The 16,726-nt window shown below is 63.4% G+C and carries 12 protein-coding genes; 7 read left to right on the top strand and 5 right to left on the bottom strand.

Annotated features, from left to right (window positions below):
- Positions 1–2 precede the first annotated feature (2 nt).
- Positions 3–1,559 (bottom strand): carboxyl transferase domain-containing protein, encoded by a 1,557-nt coding sequence (locus RCO31_RS33005; RefSeq protein ID WP_308972628.1) that lies wholly within the window; start codon positions 1,557–1,559, stop codon positions 3–5.
- Between the two features lie 320 nt (positions 1,560–1,879).
- On the opposite strand from RCO31_RS33005, the gene RCO31_RS33000 reads away from it, so the two are divergent.
- From RCO31_RS33000 to RCO31_RS32970, 7 genes are read left to right on the top strand one after another with little or no spacing between them, the layout of a single operon-like run.
- The gene (locus RCO31_RS33000; protein WP_308972627.1) at positions 1,880–2,959 is read left to right on the top strand and encodes an ABC transporter ATP-binding protein; all 1,080 of its coding nucleotides are present in this window, start codon (positions 1,880–1,882) and stop codon (positions 2,957–2,959) included.
- Positions 2,956–3,996, top strand: a complete 1,041-nt coding sequence (locus tag RCO31_RS32995; protein ID WP_308972626.1) for an oligopeptide/dipeptide ABC transporter ATP-binding protein — start codon at positions 2,956–2,958, stop codon at positions 3,994–3,996. Before RCO31_RS33000 ends, RCO31_RS32995 begins: the two co-directional genes overlap by 4 nt.
- On the top strand, positions 3,993–5,561 hold the full coding sequence (locus RCO31_RS32990; protein ID WP_308972625.1) for an ABC transporter substrate-binding protein: 1,569 nt from the start codon (positions 3,993–3,995) through the stop codon (positions 5,559–5,561). Before RCO31_RS32995 ends, RCO31_RS32990 begins: the two co-directional genes overlap by 4 nt.
- A gap of 3 nt (positions 5,562–5,564) precedes the next feature.
- Entirely contained in the window at positions 5,565–6,521 is a 957-nt protein-coding gene (locus RCO31_RS32985) for an ABC transporter permease (RefSeq protein ID WP_308972624.1), read from the top strand.
- Complete coding sequence (locus RCO31_RS32980) at positions 6,518–7,402, top strand: ABC transporter permease (protein WP_308972623.1); 885 nt, start codon at positions 6,518–6,520, stop codon at positions 7,400–7,402. The genes RCO31_RS32985 and RCO31_RS32980 overlap by 4 nt, the downstream gene beginning before the upstream one ends.
- Before the next feature lie 29 nt (positions 7,403–7,431).
- Positions 7,432–7,653, top strand: coding sequence for an acetyl-CoA carboxylase biotin carboxyl carrier protein subunit (locus RCO31_RS32975; RefSeq protein WP_308972622.1), 222 nt, complete (start codon positions 7,432–7,434; stop codon positions 7,651–7,653).
- Positions 7,654–7,691: 38 nt separating this feature from the next.
- Positions 7,692–8,507 (top strand): enoyl-CoA hydratase/isomerase family protein, encoded by an 816-nt coding sequence (locus RCO31_RS32970; protein ID WP_308972621.1) that lies wholly within the window; start codon positions 7,692–7,694, stop codon positions 8,505–8,507.
- An 11-nt stretch (positions 8,508–8,518) separates the two neighbouring features.
- Here RCO31_RS32970 and RCO31_RS32965 read toward each other — a convergent pair whose 3' ends face one another.
- The 4 genes from RCO31_RS32965 to RCO31_RS32950 form a co-directional block, all read right to left on the bottom strand.
- Positions 8,519–9,913, bottom strand: coding sequence for a CoA transferase (locus tag RCO31_RS32965; RefSeq protein ID WP_308972620.1), 1,395 nt, complete (start codon positions 9,911–9,913; stop codon positions 8,519–8,521).
- A 231-nt stretch (positions 9,914–10,144) separates the two neighbouring features.
- A complete protein-coding gene (locus RCO31_RS32960) occupies positions 10,145–13,636 on the bottom strand; it encodes an error-prone DNA polymerase (protein WP_308972619.1) in 3,492 nt (1,163 codons plus the stop codon).
- Positions 13,633–15,273 (bottom strand): DNA polymerase Y family protein, encoded by a 1,641-nt coding sequence (locus tag RCO31_RS32955; RefSeq protein WP_308972618.1) that lies wholly within the window; start codon positions 15,271–15,273, stop codon positions 13,633–13,635. Before RCO31_RS32955 ends, RCO31_RS32960 begins: the two co-directional genes overlap by 4 nt.
- A complete protein-coding gene (locus RCO31_RS32950) occupies positions 15,164–15,964 on the bottom strand; it encodes a DNA repair protein (protein ID WP_308972617.1) in 801 nt (266 codons plus the stop codon). Before RCO31_RS32950 ends, RCO31_RS32955 begins: the two co-directional genes overlap by 110 nt.
- Between the last annotated feature and the right edge of the window lie 762 nt (positions 15,965–16,726).

Below are 16,726 nucleotides of genomic sequence, written 5' to 3'. Positions count from 1 at the left end.
GCTCACGGCCGGATCGCAAAATGGACCTTGCCCGGAGTCCGTGCGGGCTCCGCCAGCCGCGCAAAGTCGCAGAGCAGCGAGCGGGTCTTGCGCGGATCGATGATCTCCTCGACCCAGAACTTCTCGGCTGTGCGGAACGGGGACTTCATCTTGTCGAGACGGGTCTCGATCTCCTTCAGCTTGGCCGCCGGATCGTCAGACGCTTCGATCTCAGCGCGATAGGCTGCCTCGACACCGCCCTCCAGCGGCAATGAGCCCCACGAAGCTGACAGCCATGCATAGCGCAGCGACAGCCGACCGCCAGGCTGGTGCGCTGCGCCTGCCACACCGTAGGAATTGCGGACGATCACTGTACACCACGGGATTGTTGACTGGTTCAGAGCCGCCATCGCGCGCACGCCATGTCGAATGGTTGCAGATTTTTCCGCCTCGAGGCCGATCAGGAAGCCCGGGCAGTCGCAAAGATAAACCACCGGCAGATGAAACGTCTCGGCGAGATCGACGAAACGCACCACTTTCTGGCAGGCGTCAGCGGTCCACGACCCAGCGTAATGATAGGGATCGCTTGCAAGCAGCAGCACCGCACGGCCGTCGAACCGGGCAAGGCCGGCAATGACGGAGCGACCGAAGTACTGCGCCAGTTCGAAGAACGATCCCTTGTCGACAACCGACTCGATGATCGTGCGCATCTTGTACACCTGCCGACGATTGCGCGGCACGACGTTCATCAGCGCCTCGTCGGTGCGCTCCGGATCATCGTTGCAGGCGATGGTCGGCGGCAGCTCGTAGACCGACGACGGCAGATATGACAGAAAACGCCGCGCGCATTCGAAGGCCTCCTCCTCGGTCTCCGTCGCGTGATCGACGCCCCCCGCCCGCGTCTGGATTTCCCACCCGCCGAGTTCGGTCTTTTCCAGCGGCTGGCCGAGCCGCGCGACCACTGGGGGACCTGCGACGAACATCGCCGACTTCTTGGTCATGATGGAGTAATGGCTCGACGCCAGCCGCGCTGCGCCAAGTCCCGCGACCGAGCCAAGCCCGAGCGCCACCACCGGCACCTGCGCCAGATTTTCGGTCATGTAGTAGAAGCCGCGCGTGCCGCCGACGCCGCCGGGCAGGTTCGACGCCCCTCGCGTCTCGATCGTCTTCACCGATCCGCCTCCACCGGACCCTTCGATCACGCGAATGATCGGAATGCGAAACGCGTTCGCCGTCTCCTCGGCCATCAGCGGCTTCGCCGAGATCGCCGCATCGGCGGAACCGCCGCGCACCGTGAAGTCGTCGCCGACCACCACCACCGGCCGGCCGTCGACCTTTGCACGACCGAACACGCAGTTTGCCGGTGTCACCGTCTTCAAATCGCCGTTGGGCTCGTACTCGCCGAGGCCGGAGATTGTTCCGGTCTCCTGGAAGCTGTTCTTGTCGACGAGCTTGTCGATTCGCTCGCGGACGGTGAGCCGGCCTGAATCCCGCTGCCGCTTGACCTTGTCCGCGCCGCCCATTTCGAGTGCAAAGGCTTTGCGCCGGTTCAGTTCGTCAAACTCGGGCTTCCAGTTCATGCGCGGACTCCGTTTCCATCCTGTTCTTGCTTGTTCCAGATAGCGTTCTGAACGCAATGAGAAGCTTGAGCAAGAGCGAAGGAGGCAATGCCACGCGACAGGATCGCATTCGAGGACCGCGACCGCCGCACAGTTGCCGATATCATTCTGACACACGGAATAAAAATTCCGCTTGCCGGGCGCGCACCCACGCGCGATCCTTTGCGAACTAAGAAGCCGCGCAAGACGCGGCCTACGCTTCGGGAGAATGGGATGCCCCTGCCACACTTGCGCGTTGCCGAAACCGGCAGCGTGGCCGCCGCGACCCATTGCGCGCCGCGATGATGCAGGCCGCAACTCTTGCACAATCGAAACCGGCAACGGCTGCCTCGTCGCAACCGTTGATGTCGGTGCGTGGCCTCGGCATTCGCTTCAAGACTGCCCAAGGCGTCTGGCAGGCGACCCGGAAAATCGACTTCGATATTGCCCCGGGCGAACGCGTCGGCATCGTCGGCGAAAGCGGTTGCGGCAAGACGATCACCGGACTGTCGATCCTGCGTCTGTTGCCGAACAATCTGGCCGGCATCGACGGTTCGATCATGCTCGGCGAAACGGACCTCGCCTCCTGCAGCACACGGTCGATGCGTGCGATCCGCGGCAAGCGCGTCGCCATGATCTTCCAGGAGCCGATGAGCGCGCTCGACCCCGTGTTCACCGTCGGCCACCAGATCGCGGAGGCCTTGCTGATCCACACGCAGATCAGCAAGGACGAAGCCCGCGAAAAGACCATCGACATGTTGCGCCGCGTCGGCATCGCCTCGCCCGAGCGGCGGATCGACGATTATCCACATCAGTTGTCGGGCGGCATGCGGCAGCGCGTGATGATTGCCGCGGCGTTGATTTGCGGCCCGCAACTTCTGATCGCAGACGAGCCGACCACGGCGCTTGACGTGACCGTGCAGGCGCAGATCCTCGAGCTGCTGCGCGACCTGAGCGTGACATCGCAGACCGCGCTGATGCTCATCACTCACGATCTCGGCGTCGTCGCCGAGACCTGCACGCGCATGATCACAATGTATGCCGGCGAGGTGATCGAGGATGCGCCGACCGATGCGGCACTGGTGCGACCGCTGCACCCCTACACCTCCGGCCTGCTGCAGTCGCTGCCGCACCTCAGCCCGCGTCGCGGCAAGCTCTCTTCGATTCCGGGCCGCGTGCCTTCGATCACGGAAATGCCGAACGGCTGCCGCTTCAAGGCACGTTGCGCGTTCGCCGCACCGGGCTGCGACGCCGAGCAGGAACTGCGCGACGCCGGGCATGGGCGCAAGGTCCGCTGCTGGCGCTTCAAAGACCTCGATCTGCCCGGCGCGCTGCAGCATGCCGCGTCAAGCCCTGCGGCGGAAATGGTAGTCCAACGATGACGTCGGCGCCTGCGACCGAAACGCACCGGGACACTATCGTTTCGGTGCGAGATCTCGAGGTACGGTTTCCGACGCTCGACCGCCGTGCCACGGTGAAAGCCGTCGACGGCGTCAATTTCGATGTGCGCCGCGGCGAGACATTCGGCATTATCGGCGAGTCTGGATCGGGGAAGACGACGATCGGCCGCGCTCTGGTGTTTCTGCAACGCCCCACGGCTGGCGCAATCCTGCACAACGGTATCGATCCGCAAAGCCTGCCGCGCGCCCGCTTCCAGAGTCATCGCCGCGACTATCAGATCATCTTCCAGGACCCGAACGCGGCACTTAATCCGCGCATGAGCATCATTGCCTCGGTGCTGGAGCCGCTGGAGCTTGCGCGCGCCGGCACACGCGAGGAGCGCATTGCCCGCGCCCGCGAGGCGATGGACCGGGTCGGTCTGCCGCAGGAGATCTGCGAGCGCTACCCGCACCAGCTTTCCGGTGGTCAGAAGCAGCGTGTGCTGATCGCACGTGCGCTGACATTGCGGCCAAAGCTGATCGTTTGTGACGAGGTGGTCGCCGCACTCGACATGTCGATCCGCGGCGATGTGCTGAACCTGTTCGCCGAGCTGCAACGCGACCTCGGCCTTACCTACGTGTTCATTACTCACGACCTCTCGGTCGTCTCGCACATCAGCGACCGGGTCGCAGTGATGTATCTCGGCCGCTTCGTCGAGCTCGGGCCGACCGAACAGGTGTCCGGACGCCCCATGCATCCTTACACCCAGGCGCTGTTGTCGGCAGAGCCGTTGCCGTTGCCCTCGACCATGCGCAGCGACAAGCGCATCATCCTCGAAGGCGAGATTCCGAGCCCGATCAATCCGCCGTCTGGCTGCCGCTTCCGCACCCGCTGCCGCTACGCGCAGAATCTCTGCGCCGAGAAAACGCCCGAATGGCGCGAGCTCGCGGCCGATCACTGGGTCGCCTGCCATTTCGCGGACCGTCCGAATTTCTCCCCGAATGATGTAACTGCGCACCAAGAGAGGACAACGACATGACCCATGACCGTCTGGCGGCAGCAGCAATCACCAGACGCAATGCCATCGCGTTGATGACCGGCGCGGCGGCCAGCGCCTCGCTCGGCGGGGCGAGCTTCGCGCAAACGACGCCGAAGCGCGGCGGCACACTGCGGGTCTCGGCTTTCACCAATCCGTCGAGCCTGGATCCAGCCACAGGCGGCGCGGGCTCCGATCATACATTCCTTTACACGATGTATGACTCGCTGACCGAATGGGATTTCGAGACGCTGAAACCGAAACCGGGTCTGGCCGAAAGCTGGAGCTTCACCGATCCGACCACCTTCGTGATCAACATCCGCCAGGGCGTGACCTTCCATGACGGCACCCCCTTGAACGCCGAGGCGGTCAAATTCAACCTCGATCGAGCCAAGACCGATCCGAAATCGAACATCAAGGCGGACGTCGCAACCGTTGCCTCGGTAGACGTCACCGGACCGATGCAGGTGACGCTGAAGCTGAACACACCTGACACTGCGCTGCCGGCGATCCTCTCTGATCGCGCAGGGATGATGGTCTCGCCGACGGCGCTCAAGGCGGCCTCCGCCGGCAACCTCAACCGCACGCCGGTCGGCACCGGCGCTCACACCTTCGTCAGCTGGGCGGACGGCGAGCGCATCGTCACCAAGCGAAACGAGAAATACTGGAAGCCGAACCGACCCTACCTCGACGGGATCGAGTTCGCGCTGATCCCAGAGCTGACGACGGGTGCACGCTCGGTCACCGCCGGGCAGAACGACCTGATCTACCAGCTGCCGCCGCGGCAGAAGGCGATCGTCGAACGCGCACGCAATCTCAAGGTGGTTACAGGCCCGACGCTGTACTGCTTTCAGATCTTCCTGAACTGGGGCAAGCCGCCCTTCGACGACGTGCGGGTCCGCAAGGCCTTCAACTTCGCGGTCGATCGCGAGGCGCTGGTCAAGGCTTCGCTTGCAGGCCTTGCCGAACCCGCCGCCATGACGCTGCCGAAGGCGCATTGGGCCTACGACAAGTCGGTCGCCGAACTCTACCCCTACGACCCGGCCAAGGCGCGACAGTTGCTCGGCGAGGCAGGCTTCAAGGAAGGGACCGTCGTCGAACTGGTCAGCTATCCGGACCAGGACTCGGTGCAGCGACAGGAGATCCTCATCGAACAGCTGCGCAAGGCGGGCATGGCGCTGAAGTTTCTCAACGCGCCCGTTGCCGAGGCGTCTGCCGCGTTCTTCGGCAACGAAAAGCGCGGATCTGGACTGCTGGCGGCATGGACCGGGCGTCCGGACCCCAGTCAGACCTATTCGCTGCAGTACACCAAGGACGCCTACTTCAACGCCGGCCGTGCGCCGCTCCCGCCGGAACTCGACATAGCGCTCAAGGAATCGCGCGCCACCGAAGACATCGAGACGCGCAGGAAAGCCTTTGCAAAGGTGCAGCGGCTGGTGATGGAAAATGCCTTCTTCGTACCCCTCGCCTTCCAGTTCGAACTGGTGGCAATGAACCAGCGCGTGCAGGGTTACCGGCCTAACCTGCTCGGCAAGCCGAAATACGACGACGTGTGGCTGGAGAGCTGAGCGGTGGCGCGACGAAGCCCGGCAAAGGTCATCGGCAGCCGCCTGCTGCAGGCGTTGCCGGTGATGCTGCTCGCGACCTTCATGGTGTTCTCGCTGCTCAAGCTGGTGCCCGGCGACATCGCCGTGACGCTGGCCGGCGAGAATGCCAGCGATACGCGGATCGCCGAGATCAGGCAGATTTACGGGCTCGACCGGCCATTTCTCGTGCAGTACGGCTCGTGGCTCGCCAACGCCATGCAGGGCGACCTGTCGCAATCGCTGCTGTCGGGTGAGAAAGTCGCAACGTCGATCGCGCGCGCGTTTCCGAACACGCTGTTGATCGTCGCGATCGCGCTGGTGCTGGCGCTTGCGACCGGCATTCCGATGGGCATCGTCGCCGCGATCAAGCCGAACGGCCTGCTCGACAAGGTGGTCAGCATGCTGGCCTCGCTCGGTGTCGCCATTCCCGGCTTCTGGCTGGCGATGATTCTGGTCGCCGAGATCTCGCTGAAATTGAACTTGCTGCCTGCGACCGGTGCAAAGCCGTTCCTGGCCTCGCCCTGGGAGGCGATGCGGCACGCATTGCTGCCGGCGATCGCGATCGCCGCCTACGGCATGGCGGAAGTGGCGCGGCAACTGCGCGGCTCGCTCCTGGAGGTGCTGTCGTCGCAATATGTGCGGACGCTTCATGCCAAGGGCCTGTCGATGTCGAAGATCCTCTGGCAGCACGGCCTGAAGAACGTCAGCGTCAACCTCTTCACCATCATCAGCCTGCTGGTGAACCGCATGCTGGCGGCGACCGTGGTGGTCGAGGCGGTATTCGCCATACCGGGCATGGGCAGCCTCATCGTGCGCGGCGCAATCCAGCGCGATTTCCCGATCGTGCAAGGTGTCGTGTTCGCGATGGTCATCGTCGTCATTCTTGTCAACCTGATCACCGACCTGCTCTGCGCTGCGGTCGACCCGAGGATCGAGCAATGACCGACCTGGCTCTTCCGCGTCCGCAGCGCCGTGCCGAGCCCGGTCGCGTTCGGCGCTTCGTCCGCTGGCTCGCATCTGATCTGCGCGCCGCCCTCGCGCTTGCGGTGCTTGTCGGCGTTGTCATCATCGCCGCCACCGCACCGTGGATCGCGCCCTACTCGCCGACCGCGCAGGACGTCAACAACATGCTGGCCGCGCCGAGCGCTGCGCACCTGCTCGGCACGGACGACCTTGGCCGCGATATCTTCAGTCGGCTGATCTACGGCGCGCCGGTGACGGTCTACGCGAGCCTGCTGGCCGTCGGCGTCGCCATCGCCATCGGCCTGCCGGTCGGCCTGGTCGCCGGCTTCTTCGGCGGCTGGCTCGACGACGTCATCAGTCGCGTCATCGACACCTTCCTGTCGTTTCCGTCGATCGTGCTGGCGATCGCGGTGACCGGTGCGCTCGGCATCGGCCTCACCAACGGCATGATCGCCGTCGGCATCGTCATGTTCCCGTCGCTCGCCCGCATCGTGCGTGCACGCACTCTGATCGTGCGGCAGGAGCTCTATGTCGACGCGTCCCGCTGCTTCGGCGCGCCGGCCTGGCATATTCTCTGGAAGCACGTGCTGCCGAACTCGTTGCAGCCGGTGATCGTGCAGGTGACGCTGCTGCTCGCCGCAGCGCTGCTCGCGGAGGCAAGCCTCAGCTTCCTCGGCCTCGGTATCCAGCCACCCGATCCGAGCTGGGGCGCGATGCTCGCCCGCGCCTACCAGTACATGGAAATAGCGCCGGAGCAGATGTACGCGCCGGGCCTTGCAATTCTGGTGGTTGCCCTTGCATTCAATGCACTCGGGGAGTCCTTGCGCATCGTGCTCGACCCGACCATGAAGGATCGCTGACCAATTGAAAGTTTCAACAGGAGACATGAATGGCTGAAATCAAGATCAAGACCGAGGTGGCGGGCCGCGTCTGCTCGATCCCTGCCGCACTCGGCGCAAGCCTCAGCAATGGCGACGAGATTTTGCTGGTCGAGGCGATGAAGATGGAAATTCCCGTGACCGCGACCGCCGGAGGCAAGCTGAAGTCCGTACTGGTTAAGGTCGACGACGTGGTCAGCGAGGAGCAGGTCGTGGCGATCATGGAAGGCTGACGGCACGGCGAACTGAAACAAGAGGGAGGAACGGCAACATGGCTCACGATTACAAGACCATCATCGTCTCCGATGCAGAGCCGATGATCCGCCGCATCACGTTGAACCGCCCGCAGTTCCTCAACGCCTATAATCATGTGCTCTGCCACGAGGTTGCCGAAGCCGTGGACGAATACATGAAGAAGGACACGCTGCGCTGCCTGATCATCACCGGCGCCGGTCGCGGCTTCTGTGCCGGCGGCGACATTTCCGGCAGCGAACCCACCGAAGAACGGATGGCGCGCATCAACGTGCAGCTCGGCCGTGGGGTCGAGATGCGCGACGGCATGCACCGGGTGATCCTGGCGCTCGCGCGCTGTGACAAGCCGGTGATTGCCATGGTCAATGGCCCGTGCGTCGCCGGCGGACTGGCACTGGCGCTCGCCTGCGATTTCCGCATCGCCTCCGATGCGGCGAAGCTCGGCGACACCAGCGGCAAGTTCGGCCTGCTGCCTGACGAAGGCGGCGCCTGGCTGTTCCCCCGCTTCATGGGCATGGACAAGGCGCTGAAGATGACCCTCCTCGCGGAGGTCTACGACGCGGCCGAAGCCGAACGGCTCGGGCTGGTCACGAAAGTCGTGCCGCACGACCAGCTCGAGGCGAAGACCATGGAGTTCGCGCGCGCTCTCGCCGACCAGGCCCCGCTCGCGGTGCGTCTTGCCAAGCACATGATGCAGCGCTCGACCGACATCTCGCTGGAACGCTCCCTGCAGGATGCCTCGCTTGCGGTGATGATCGCCAATCCGGCCGAGGACGTGAACGAAGGCCGCAAGGCTTTCAAGGAGAAGCGCAAGCCGGTGTTCCAGGGACGGTAGGCTTCGCGTCGTCATCCCCGCAACGGCCATTGCGGCGGATGAGTGCCGAGCGGCATCGCGGGGCGGGCCCAGAAGGCCGGCGTCTTTGACAGGATCGCTGCATGGCGAACCGCGCTCAGTTCGCCGAAACCGGACGGCATCGTCTGCATGTATTTCTGCACCGTCTCCGACGGCAGGTCGGGCTTGCCCATGGCGTCGGTGATGCGACCAAGATTCCAGAGCCAGCGCCCGGTCTGCGCCAGCGACACGCGCACATGCCAGCTGCCGCCCTCGCGCGCCTGTCGCGCCCTGGCCATCATTGCGCCGAACGCCATCAAGTAGCCAGTGGCGTGATCGAGCATCTGCGAGGGCAGCTCCTTCGGCCCGTCGACACCCGCCACCTGTCCTTCCGCATGGTTGAAGCCGGTCGTCGTCTGCACCAGAGAATCGAAGCCACGCCGTTCTGCCCACGGACCCGCATGTCCATAGGCGCACATCGAAACATAGACGATGCCCGGATTGATCCGCGCGGCCTCCTCTGGCGAAAAGCCGAGGGCCGCGAGCGATTTCGGCCGATAGCCTTGCGAGAAAATGTCGGCGCCGGCGAGCAGCGACTGCAGCGTCGCCCTTCCCTGTTCGCTCTTGAGCTCGACGAACGCCGACAGCTTGCCGCGCCCGTTGTCGATGGTGAGCCAGTCGATCTGCGGCAGCGCGGGTCCGGCGATCAGCATCACGTCGGCGCCATGAACTGCGAGCGTGCGGCCCGCAACGGGACCCGCGATCACCCGCGACAGGTCGAGCACCCGCACGCTTTCGAGCGGCCGACGGCCGGAAGGCCACGACTTCGGCGCAGCCTCGCCGATCTTCTCGATCGTCAGCACCGGCAGCTCCGCCAGCGCCCGCGCATGAGGGTGCTTCGACCAGACCTCGTGCGAACGCATGAAGGAGACGACGCAACCGCCGGCATAGGCCCTGGTCTCGAAATCCTCGCCGTCCCAGTTATTCAGCGCGGCCTGTACCTTGTCCCGCTCAGGCTCGCAGTTCAGTACCTTGCAGACATTGTCGCGGTGATGCCGGAAATTGGTGTGAAGCCGCACGAAGCCGTCGCGCACCTTGTAGATGCCGGCAATCGCGTCCCAGGTTGGCGGCGGCGGTTTGCCGGCGACACGCAGATAGCGTTCGCTGCGGCACTCGACGACAGCATGTTCGAGATCGACCGAAACGTTCTGCTTTTCACCAGAGCGCTGCTTCCAGATTTCGGCGGCGGCAAGACCCGCAGCGGCAATGGTCACCTGGGCGGCGGTGTCGACTGCAAACGACGACGGCAGCAGCGGCGCCGCGCCTGTGAGCTTGACCGCGTCCAGCGCAGACGGATCGCCGCCGGCAAGAGCCCAGAGATCTTTCAGGATGTCGGAGCTGGAATTCATGGGAATGCCTTCAGTATCGGTTGCGTAAGGACAGTATGGCGGCAAGGTCCTTGAGCGTCATCATTGATTGAGCAAATCAACATATCCTGTTCGTCATTGCGAGGGCACAGCCCGAAGCAATCCAGCGCGGCATTTGCAGCAAACTCAGCGCTGGATTGCTTCGTCGCCATAGGCGAGCGAAGCGACGCCGTTCTTACGAACGGCTGTGCCTCGCAATGACAGCGGCCATACTCAATGGAAATCCCGTGACGGCGGCAGGATGCGCACGTTGCGCGGATGGTGGGCGCGGGACACTTTGCTCTTGTCGTAGCGGTGATGCATCTTCTCACCTGTGACGGGCTCGATCAGTGCTGGCGGCGCGGGCAAGGCCGTGAAGGATTCGAGCGAACCATCGGACAGGCGGCTAATCTCGTAAGTGCGGTCGATCAGTCGCTCGGCGACAATGTGCACGACGTTCTCAGCACTTTGGACCTTTCCTTCGATCAGGATCAGCCGGGCGCCCATCACCTCTTTCCGGAACTGCTCCATCTTCTTCGGCCAGACGACGATGTTGGCGATGCCTGTCTCGTCCTCGATGGTCATGAACACCGTGCCCTTGGCCGTGCCCGGTCGCTGCCGCACCAGCACCACCCCGGCGCATTTGACGTAGCGGCCGTTGCCGAGGGCGGTCGCATCGCGGCAGGACCTGATCCCCTCCTGAGCAAAGATCGGCCTCAGGAACTCCATCGGATGCCCCTTCACCGACAGGCGAATGGTCTGATAGTCGGCGACCACATGTTCGGACAGCGGCATGGCTGGCAGCGGCTGCGCCGCCTCGTCGGGCAGCTCGCGGGCGGATGCGGCTGTGAACAACGGCAGCTCAATGTCGTCGGGCAGTCGCCGTACCGCCCACAATGCCGCGCGGCGATCGAGGCCGAGGGAGCGGAAAGCATCGGCGTCCGCAAGCAGGACCAGCGCGCGCTTCGGCAAACCGGTGTCGCGTGCAAAATCCTCAAGTGAACTAAAGAGGCTTCGAGATTGAGATTCAGCAGCTCCATTGAAGTCAGTAGCCCCCTCACCCCAACCCTCTCTCCACCCGAACTCGGGTTTACCCGAGTTCGGCGCTATCAAATGGTCGAAGTCGGAAACATCCGACTTCGACGGGGGAGAGGGAGCAGGCCGGGCCCGCCGCGCACGCGCCTCGACGATGCGCCATCCCCAATCGTCCTCGGGCGTTTCCCGAAGCTCCTCGCCTTCCAGGCGTTTGAAGCCGTCGATCTGGCGGAAACCGAGACGCAGCGCCATGTGCTTCGATCCCGATGACGGCTCTACCGTATTGTCGCAATGGCTGAACGATACGTCGATGGGGCGCACCTCGACGCCATTTTCGCGCGCGTCGCGGACGATCTGCGCCGGCGCGTAGAAACCCATCGGTTGCGAATTCAACAAGCCACAGGCAAACGCCTCGGGGTGGAAATGCTTGAGCCATGACGAGACATAAACGAGCCGCGCAAAACTCGCCGCATGGCTTTCCGGAAAGCCATAATCGCCAAAGCCCTTGATCTGACTGAAGCAGTTTTGCGCGAACTCTTCCGGATAGCCGCGCGCCATCAGATTCTTCACCATCTTGTCCTCGAACTTGTGGATGGTTCCGACATGACGGAACGTCGCCATCGCGCGACGCAACTGGTTGGCTTCATCAGGTGTGAACTTTGCCGCCTCGATGGCAATGCGCATCGCCTGCTCCTGAAACAGCGGCACGCCAAGGGTCTTGTGCAAAATCTGCCGGAGTTCGTTCTTGTCGCCGTGTTGCGGCGACGGCGCGGGATAATTGACCTTTTCGATGCCGTTCCGTCGCTTCAGATAGGGGTGGACCATGTTGCCCTGGATCGGTCCGGGACGGACAATCGCGACTTCGATCACAAGATCATAGAAGGTGCGTGGCCTCAGCCGCGGCAACATGTTCATCTGTGCACGGCTCTCGACCTGGAACACGCCAAGCGATTCGCCTCGCTGCAGCATCTGAAAGACGACATCGTTTTCCTCGCCTTTGATATCCGCGAGCTCGTAGCGCTTGCCCTTGTGCTGTGCGATCAGATCGAAGCATTTGCGGATGCAGGTCAGCATGCCGAGAGCAAGCACATCGACCTTCATCATATGAATCGCATCGATATCGTCCTTGTCCCATTCGATGAACGTCCGATTTTCCATCGCCGCATTTCCGATCGGCACATAACTGTCGAGCCGATCCTGCGTCAGCACATAACCGCCGACGTGTTGCGACAGATGGCGGGGAAAACCGATCAGCTCGGTTGCAAGTTCGATCGCCCGCCCGATCATGGGATTATCCGGATCAAGTCCCGCCTGCTTGAGCTGCTGCCGGGTGTAGCCGTCACCCCAGCTCCCCCACACCGTGTCGGCAAGCGACCCGGTGATATCCTCGGTCAGCCCCAGCGCCTTGCCGACGTCGCGGATTGCACTGCGTGGCCGGTAATGGATGACGGTCGCAACGATCGCTGCGCGATGCCGCCCATAACGCTGATAGACGTATTGCATGACCTCTTCGCGCCGTTCATGCTCGAAATCCACATCGATGTCTGGCGGCTCATTGCGTTCCTCGGACAGAAACCGCTCGAACAGCACATCGATCTCGGTTGGATCGACCGAGGTGATGCCGAGCGCATAGCACACCACGGAATTCGCGGCCGATCCTCTGCCCTGACACAGGATGTTCTGCGAGCGCGCATAATGGACAATGTCATGCACGGTCAGGAAGTAATGCGCATACTGGCGCTTGCCGATCAGCGTGAGCTCTTTGTTCAGGATCGCCCGAATCCTGTCATCGATGTCTTCCGGAAAATATTTGGCAATGCCTGCCCAGGTCAGATCCTCCAGATGCTGCTGCGCACTCTTGCCCGGCGGCACCGGTTCATCCGGGTATTGATAGCTGAGCTGCTCCAGCGAAAACGAAATTCGCTCCGCGAAACGAACGGTCTCGGCGATGGCGTCCGGATGATCGTGAAACAGCCTCGCCATTTCATCGCCGGTCTTCAGATGCCGTTCGGCATTCGCCTGCAGTTTCCGCCCCACCTTGTCGATGGTCGTCTTCTCGCGGATGCAGGTGAGCACGTCCTGCAAGGGCCGACGGTTGTAGTCGTGATAGAGCACGTCGTTGGTGGCGATCAGCGGCACGCGCACGGTGTCCGCGACACGGCGCAAACGCGCCAGGCGGCGGTCATCGTCGCCGCGATAAAACGGACTTGCTGCAAGCCAGACGCCTGCAGCGCACGAAGCCACCAACCTGTCGAGCGTGCCCGCCAGGCTTCCCGGCTTGAACTGATGCGGCGGCATCAGCACCAGGAGCTGACCTTCGGAGAATTCGAGCAGGTCGGAGAACTGCAGCAGGCATTCGCCTTTTTCAGCCTTGAGCTTGCCTCTGCTCAGAAGCTGGCACAGCCGCCCATATGCCGCGCGATCTTTTGGGTAAACCAGGATATCGGGCACTCCGTCGATGAAGACGAGCCGCGCTCCGATCAACAATTTCGGTTTGTAGGCGAGCTCTTCATTCTCCAGTTCGGAATAGGCGCGTACCACCCCCGCCAGCGTGTTGTGGTCAGCGACACCGATCGCCGACAGTCCGTAATTGACTGCCTGATGCACATATTCCTGCGGATGCGACGCGCCGCGCAGGAACGAGAAGTTGGTGGCGACGCCGATCTCGACATAATTTGCCATATGGGTCATGCGAACAGCCCGTGCAGGAACCAGCGGAAGCTCGCAACTTCACGCTCGAAAATGCCCTCGCGGTAGATCCAGTAACGGACGCCCTGTCGGTCCTCTGCGCGAAAATAGTCCCGCGTGAGCACACGGCTATCGCGCTTGAAGACTTCCGTATTCGGCTGCGGCGGATGCAGCCTGGTGAATTCATCGGGTTCGACATCGTCCTCCTCGCGATGCCGCCACCATTCCATCGCGATGCGTTCAGGGCCCTCGGTGCGGATGATCACATGCAGATTGCGCCGCCAGCGGAATTGCGCCGGCGCGCCGTCGGGAAAGTCCGCCGTGACATCGATCGGCTCCGGCCGCTCGAACAGCCGCAACGGCCGCGACGGCGGCTCGCCCCTGACCGGTGCCGGCCATGTCGCTGTGCCCGTCCCCTCCTGCGCCGGAACAGCGAGCGCTGCGTGCTCCGGGATATGCGTCTCCTGCGGCACGTAGCGAACGATGCGCTGCCGGCCAATCCGCGCGGCCAGCCGGTCGACGAGCTGGTTCACGTCCTCGGCCTCGTTCGCAGCGGTATCGAAGCCGTGCTGAACCGGAATAGCACCGACCGTGCGGAGCGCGGACAGGCGGATCAGGTCGAAGCCGAAACCGGGATCAAGCGGATCGGCCAGCGCATCGAGCTTCTCGGCAAACAGCCGATCGACGATATCAGGACGCGTGATCGGCTGGCCAGCCTCCACCGCGATTGTCCGCACGACGCCATCGGTGCGGAAGAAACTGGCCTCCAGAAGCCGCGCGCCCTTGCCATGCCGCTCCATGGCGGCGGTCAGCACGGCGGCAAGCGAGGAAAGCGTCATCGCAATGACGTCGTTGGTTGCGACCGGATCCGCAAAACGCTTCTCCGCCACATAATCCGGCGCAGGCTTGCGCGGCGAGATCGGCGCATCGCCCTGCCCCAATGCCTGTTGCAGGAGGAACGTGAACTCTGCGCCGAACCGTGCGGTGATTTCCGCAGGTTCGCGCGCAGCGACATCGCCGATCGTCTTCAGGCCGGCGCGACCGAGCCCCCGCACGATCTTCTCGTCGGCGCCGAGCGTGGCGATCGGCAACGGCGCGACAGCCAAAGCCTCACCGCCACAGGCGACGACCCGCCCATGTGCATGCCGTGTCAGCGCACGAGCCGCAACCGCAGTTCCGGCGATCGCGCCGCTGACGATGAAACCCTGCCGTGACAGCGCATCGCAGACTTTCGCCAGCATCAAAGCTTCGCCGCCGAACAGGTGCGCGCAACCGGTGATGTCGAGAAACAAGCCGTCGGCACCATCCAATGCCACGAGCGGCGTGAAACGGTCGCACCAGGCAGCGATGGCGTTGAGCGTGTTGCCATCGGCAACAGGATCTGCATCGAGCACCTTGAGCGCAGGCAGCATCGCGCGCGCGGTTGCAAGCGGCATCTCCACCACAAGGCCTGCTTTTGCAGCCGCATCGTTCAGTGCGACAACCTGCAGCGCGTTGTCGATCTTCGCTGTGACCACCAGCGCTTCATCGTCAAGCGCTGCGGCGCCGGCCTGCCTCTGCAGGCGCCGAATCCGATCGGTCGGCAGGCGTGGCAGCCACACGCTGAGGATGCGCCGTCTGTTCGCGGAAAAGGTACTCATCACTCGTCCATTCCATGGTCCATCGCCCGACAGGTCCGTGACGGTTGCGGGCGAGCTCGGCATCGAACGCGGGAAAGCCCCATCCCTGCCAGGACGCAGCAGGCGGCGAAGACGCGGCCCGCACGAGCCAGCGCGTCTCGGCGGTGCTGGCCTGCGGCACAGCGCCAAGCCGCAGCATCAGCGCCGTGACACCGGAGGCGCCGGCAGCCAGTGTCAGCTTGCGGCTCGCCACCAGATCGAACGCACGCGTCTCGCCCCAGATTTCGGCAACGACGACGCCGAGCGCATTACAGGCAAGTCCGTCGGCGGCGGTACGCAATACGGTTTCTGCCGCAGGCGCACGCACGACAACAATGTAGCGGGGGTCGAGACCGAGCTCGGCGAAACCGGTCATTGACAGGTCGCCGGACTCGCGCGCGGAAAAGTCCTGCCTGATCCAGAGGACGAAGCGCTTGCCTTGCGTCAGGCGGCGCGCCAGCCCAAGCACGAAGCCGGTCGCAGCGGCCGACTGCGCACCGGCAGCACCGAACACCTCATGCATCGTCCCCTGCGCGAGGCCGCCTTTCAGCGCAGCATCGGCGCCGGCAGCCCCGAGTCTCACGCGCGGAAACAGGCGTTCGCTGCCGCCCGTTTCCAGCCGCTCCACTTCGCTGCGTAAAGACGCAAGCCTGCTCACGCGCGCGAGGCTCATATCGCGCCGCTCCTGGATCGTTTTGGCGAGCCCCGACAGGTTCAAATAACCAACCTGCCAGAGGCCGCATTGTTCATGATATGTTCTCATTAAAGGCCGAAGGCGAAGCAGAGTCAATCGGTTCGCGCGCCGAAAGTTTTCTCAATAATAATCAATGCGTTACACACGCGCCTTATCGCCCCCTGTTTCTGTCCGGCCTGAGGCTTGCCGGTCGTCTTGTGCCTTCCCTTGCCCGAAAGGGCTGTGCGGAACGCAAGGGCGTTTCACCGCGCCCGCGGCGCCATGTGCTCTTGGCAAGCACATGGCAAAAAACAAATGCCACGGAGGAGGCTCAACGCCTGCGCTCCGCACGCGATGGTTCTTTTAACGGCTTGCTGCATGTCCCCAGGCCTCGCCACTTTCGCTGGCTTCGCCCGGTTCGTGCAAACTCCTCGCCCGGACATGCACTTGGACCGTCCGCCCGTCGTACCGGCGTCTTTCCTTCAGGCATCACACGGATTTCTCCGGCACTTTCCAAAGGCCCGGCATCGTAACGGCCACCGCATCCCGCTCCGCATCGATAAGACGACCGCGACGCGCCCTTCCGTTGGAGCGGGACGGGAGCATCGTATTACGGATAGGAATGAAGGCAAGAATAATTTCTGAAAAAACGAACTCGCTGTGAGCATCCTGTGCAGATCGTCTCACTCGTCATTGCGAGCGCAGCGAAGCAATCCAGCGCTGAGCCTGACGCAACCGCTGTACTGGATTGCCGCGCCGCTT

This window comes from Bradyrhizobium sp. LHD-71 (assembly GCF_031157255.1).
Lineage (GTDB): Bacteria > Pseudomonadota > Alphaproteobacteria > Rhizobiales > Xanthobacteraceae > P52-10.
The sequence above is the reverse complement of the archived record's forward strand: the minus strand, read 5'-3'. Positions and strand labels throughout refer to the sequence as shown.

Coding starts and splice junctions, on each gene's coding strand:
- RCO31_RS32970 (WP_308972621.1), top strand. CDS start 7,692: ATGGCTCACGATTACAAGACCATCATCGTCTCCGATGCAGAGCCGATG.
- RCO31_RS32995 (WP_308972626.1), top strand. CDS start 2,956: ATGACGTCGGCGCCTGCGACCGAAACGCACCGGGACACTATCGTTTCG.
- RCO31_RS33000 (WP_308972627.1), top strand. CDS start 1,880: ATGATGCAGGCCGCAACTCTTGCACAATCGAAACCGGCAACGGCTGCC.
- RCO31_RS33005 (WP_308972628.1), bottom strand. CDS start 1,559: ATGAACTGGAAGCCCGAGTTTGACGAACTGAACCGGCGCAAAGCCTTT.
- RCO31_RS32975 (WP_308972622.1), top strand. CDS start 7,432: ATGGCTGAAATCAAGATCAAGACCGAGGTGGCGGGCCGCGTCTGCTCG.
- RCO31_RS32990 (WP_308972625.1), top strand. CDS start 3,993: ATGACCCATGACCGTCTGGCGGCAGCAGCAATCACCAGACGCAATGCC.
- RCO31_RS32980 (WP_308972623.1), top strand. CDS start 6,518: ATGACCGACCTGGCTCTTCCGCGTCCGCAGCGCCGTGCCGAGCCCGGT.
- RCO31_RS32960 (WP_308972619.1), bottom strand. CDS start 13,636: ATGACCCATATGGCAAATTATGTCGAGATCGGCGTCGCCACCAACTTC.
- RCO31_RS32965 (WP_308972620.1), bottom strand. CDS start 9,913: ATGAATTCCAGCTCCGACATCCTGAAAGATCTCTGGGCTCTTGCCGGC.
- RCO31_RS32950 (WP_308972617.1), bottom strand. CDS start 15,964: ATGAGCCTCGCGCGCGTGAGCAGGCTTGCGTCTTTACGCAGCGAAGTG.
- RCO31_RS32955 (WP_308972618.1), bottom strand. CDS start 15,273: ATGAGTACCTTTTCCGCGAACAGACGGCGCATCCTCAGCGTGTGGCTG.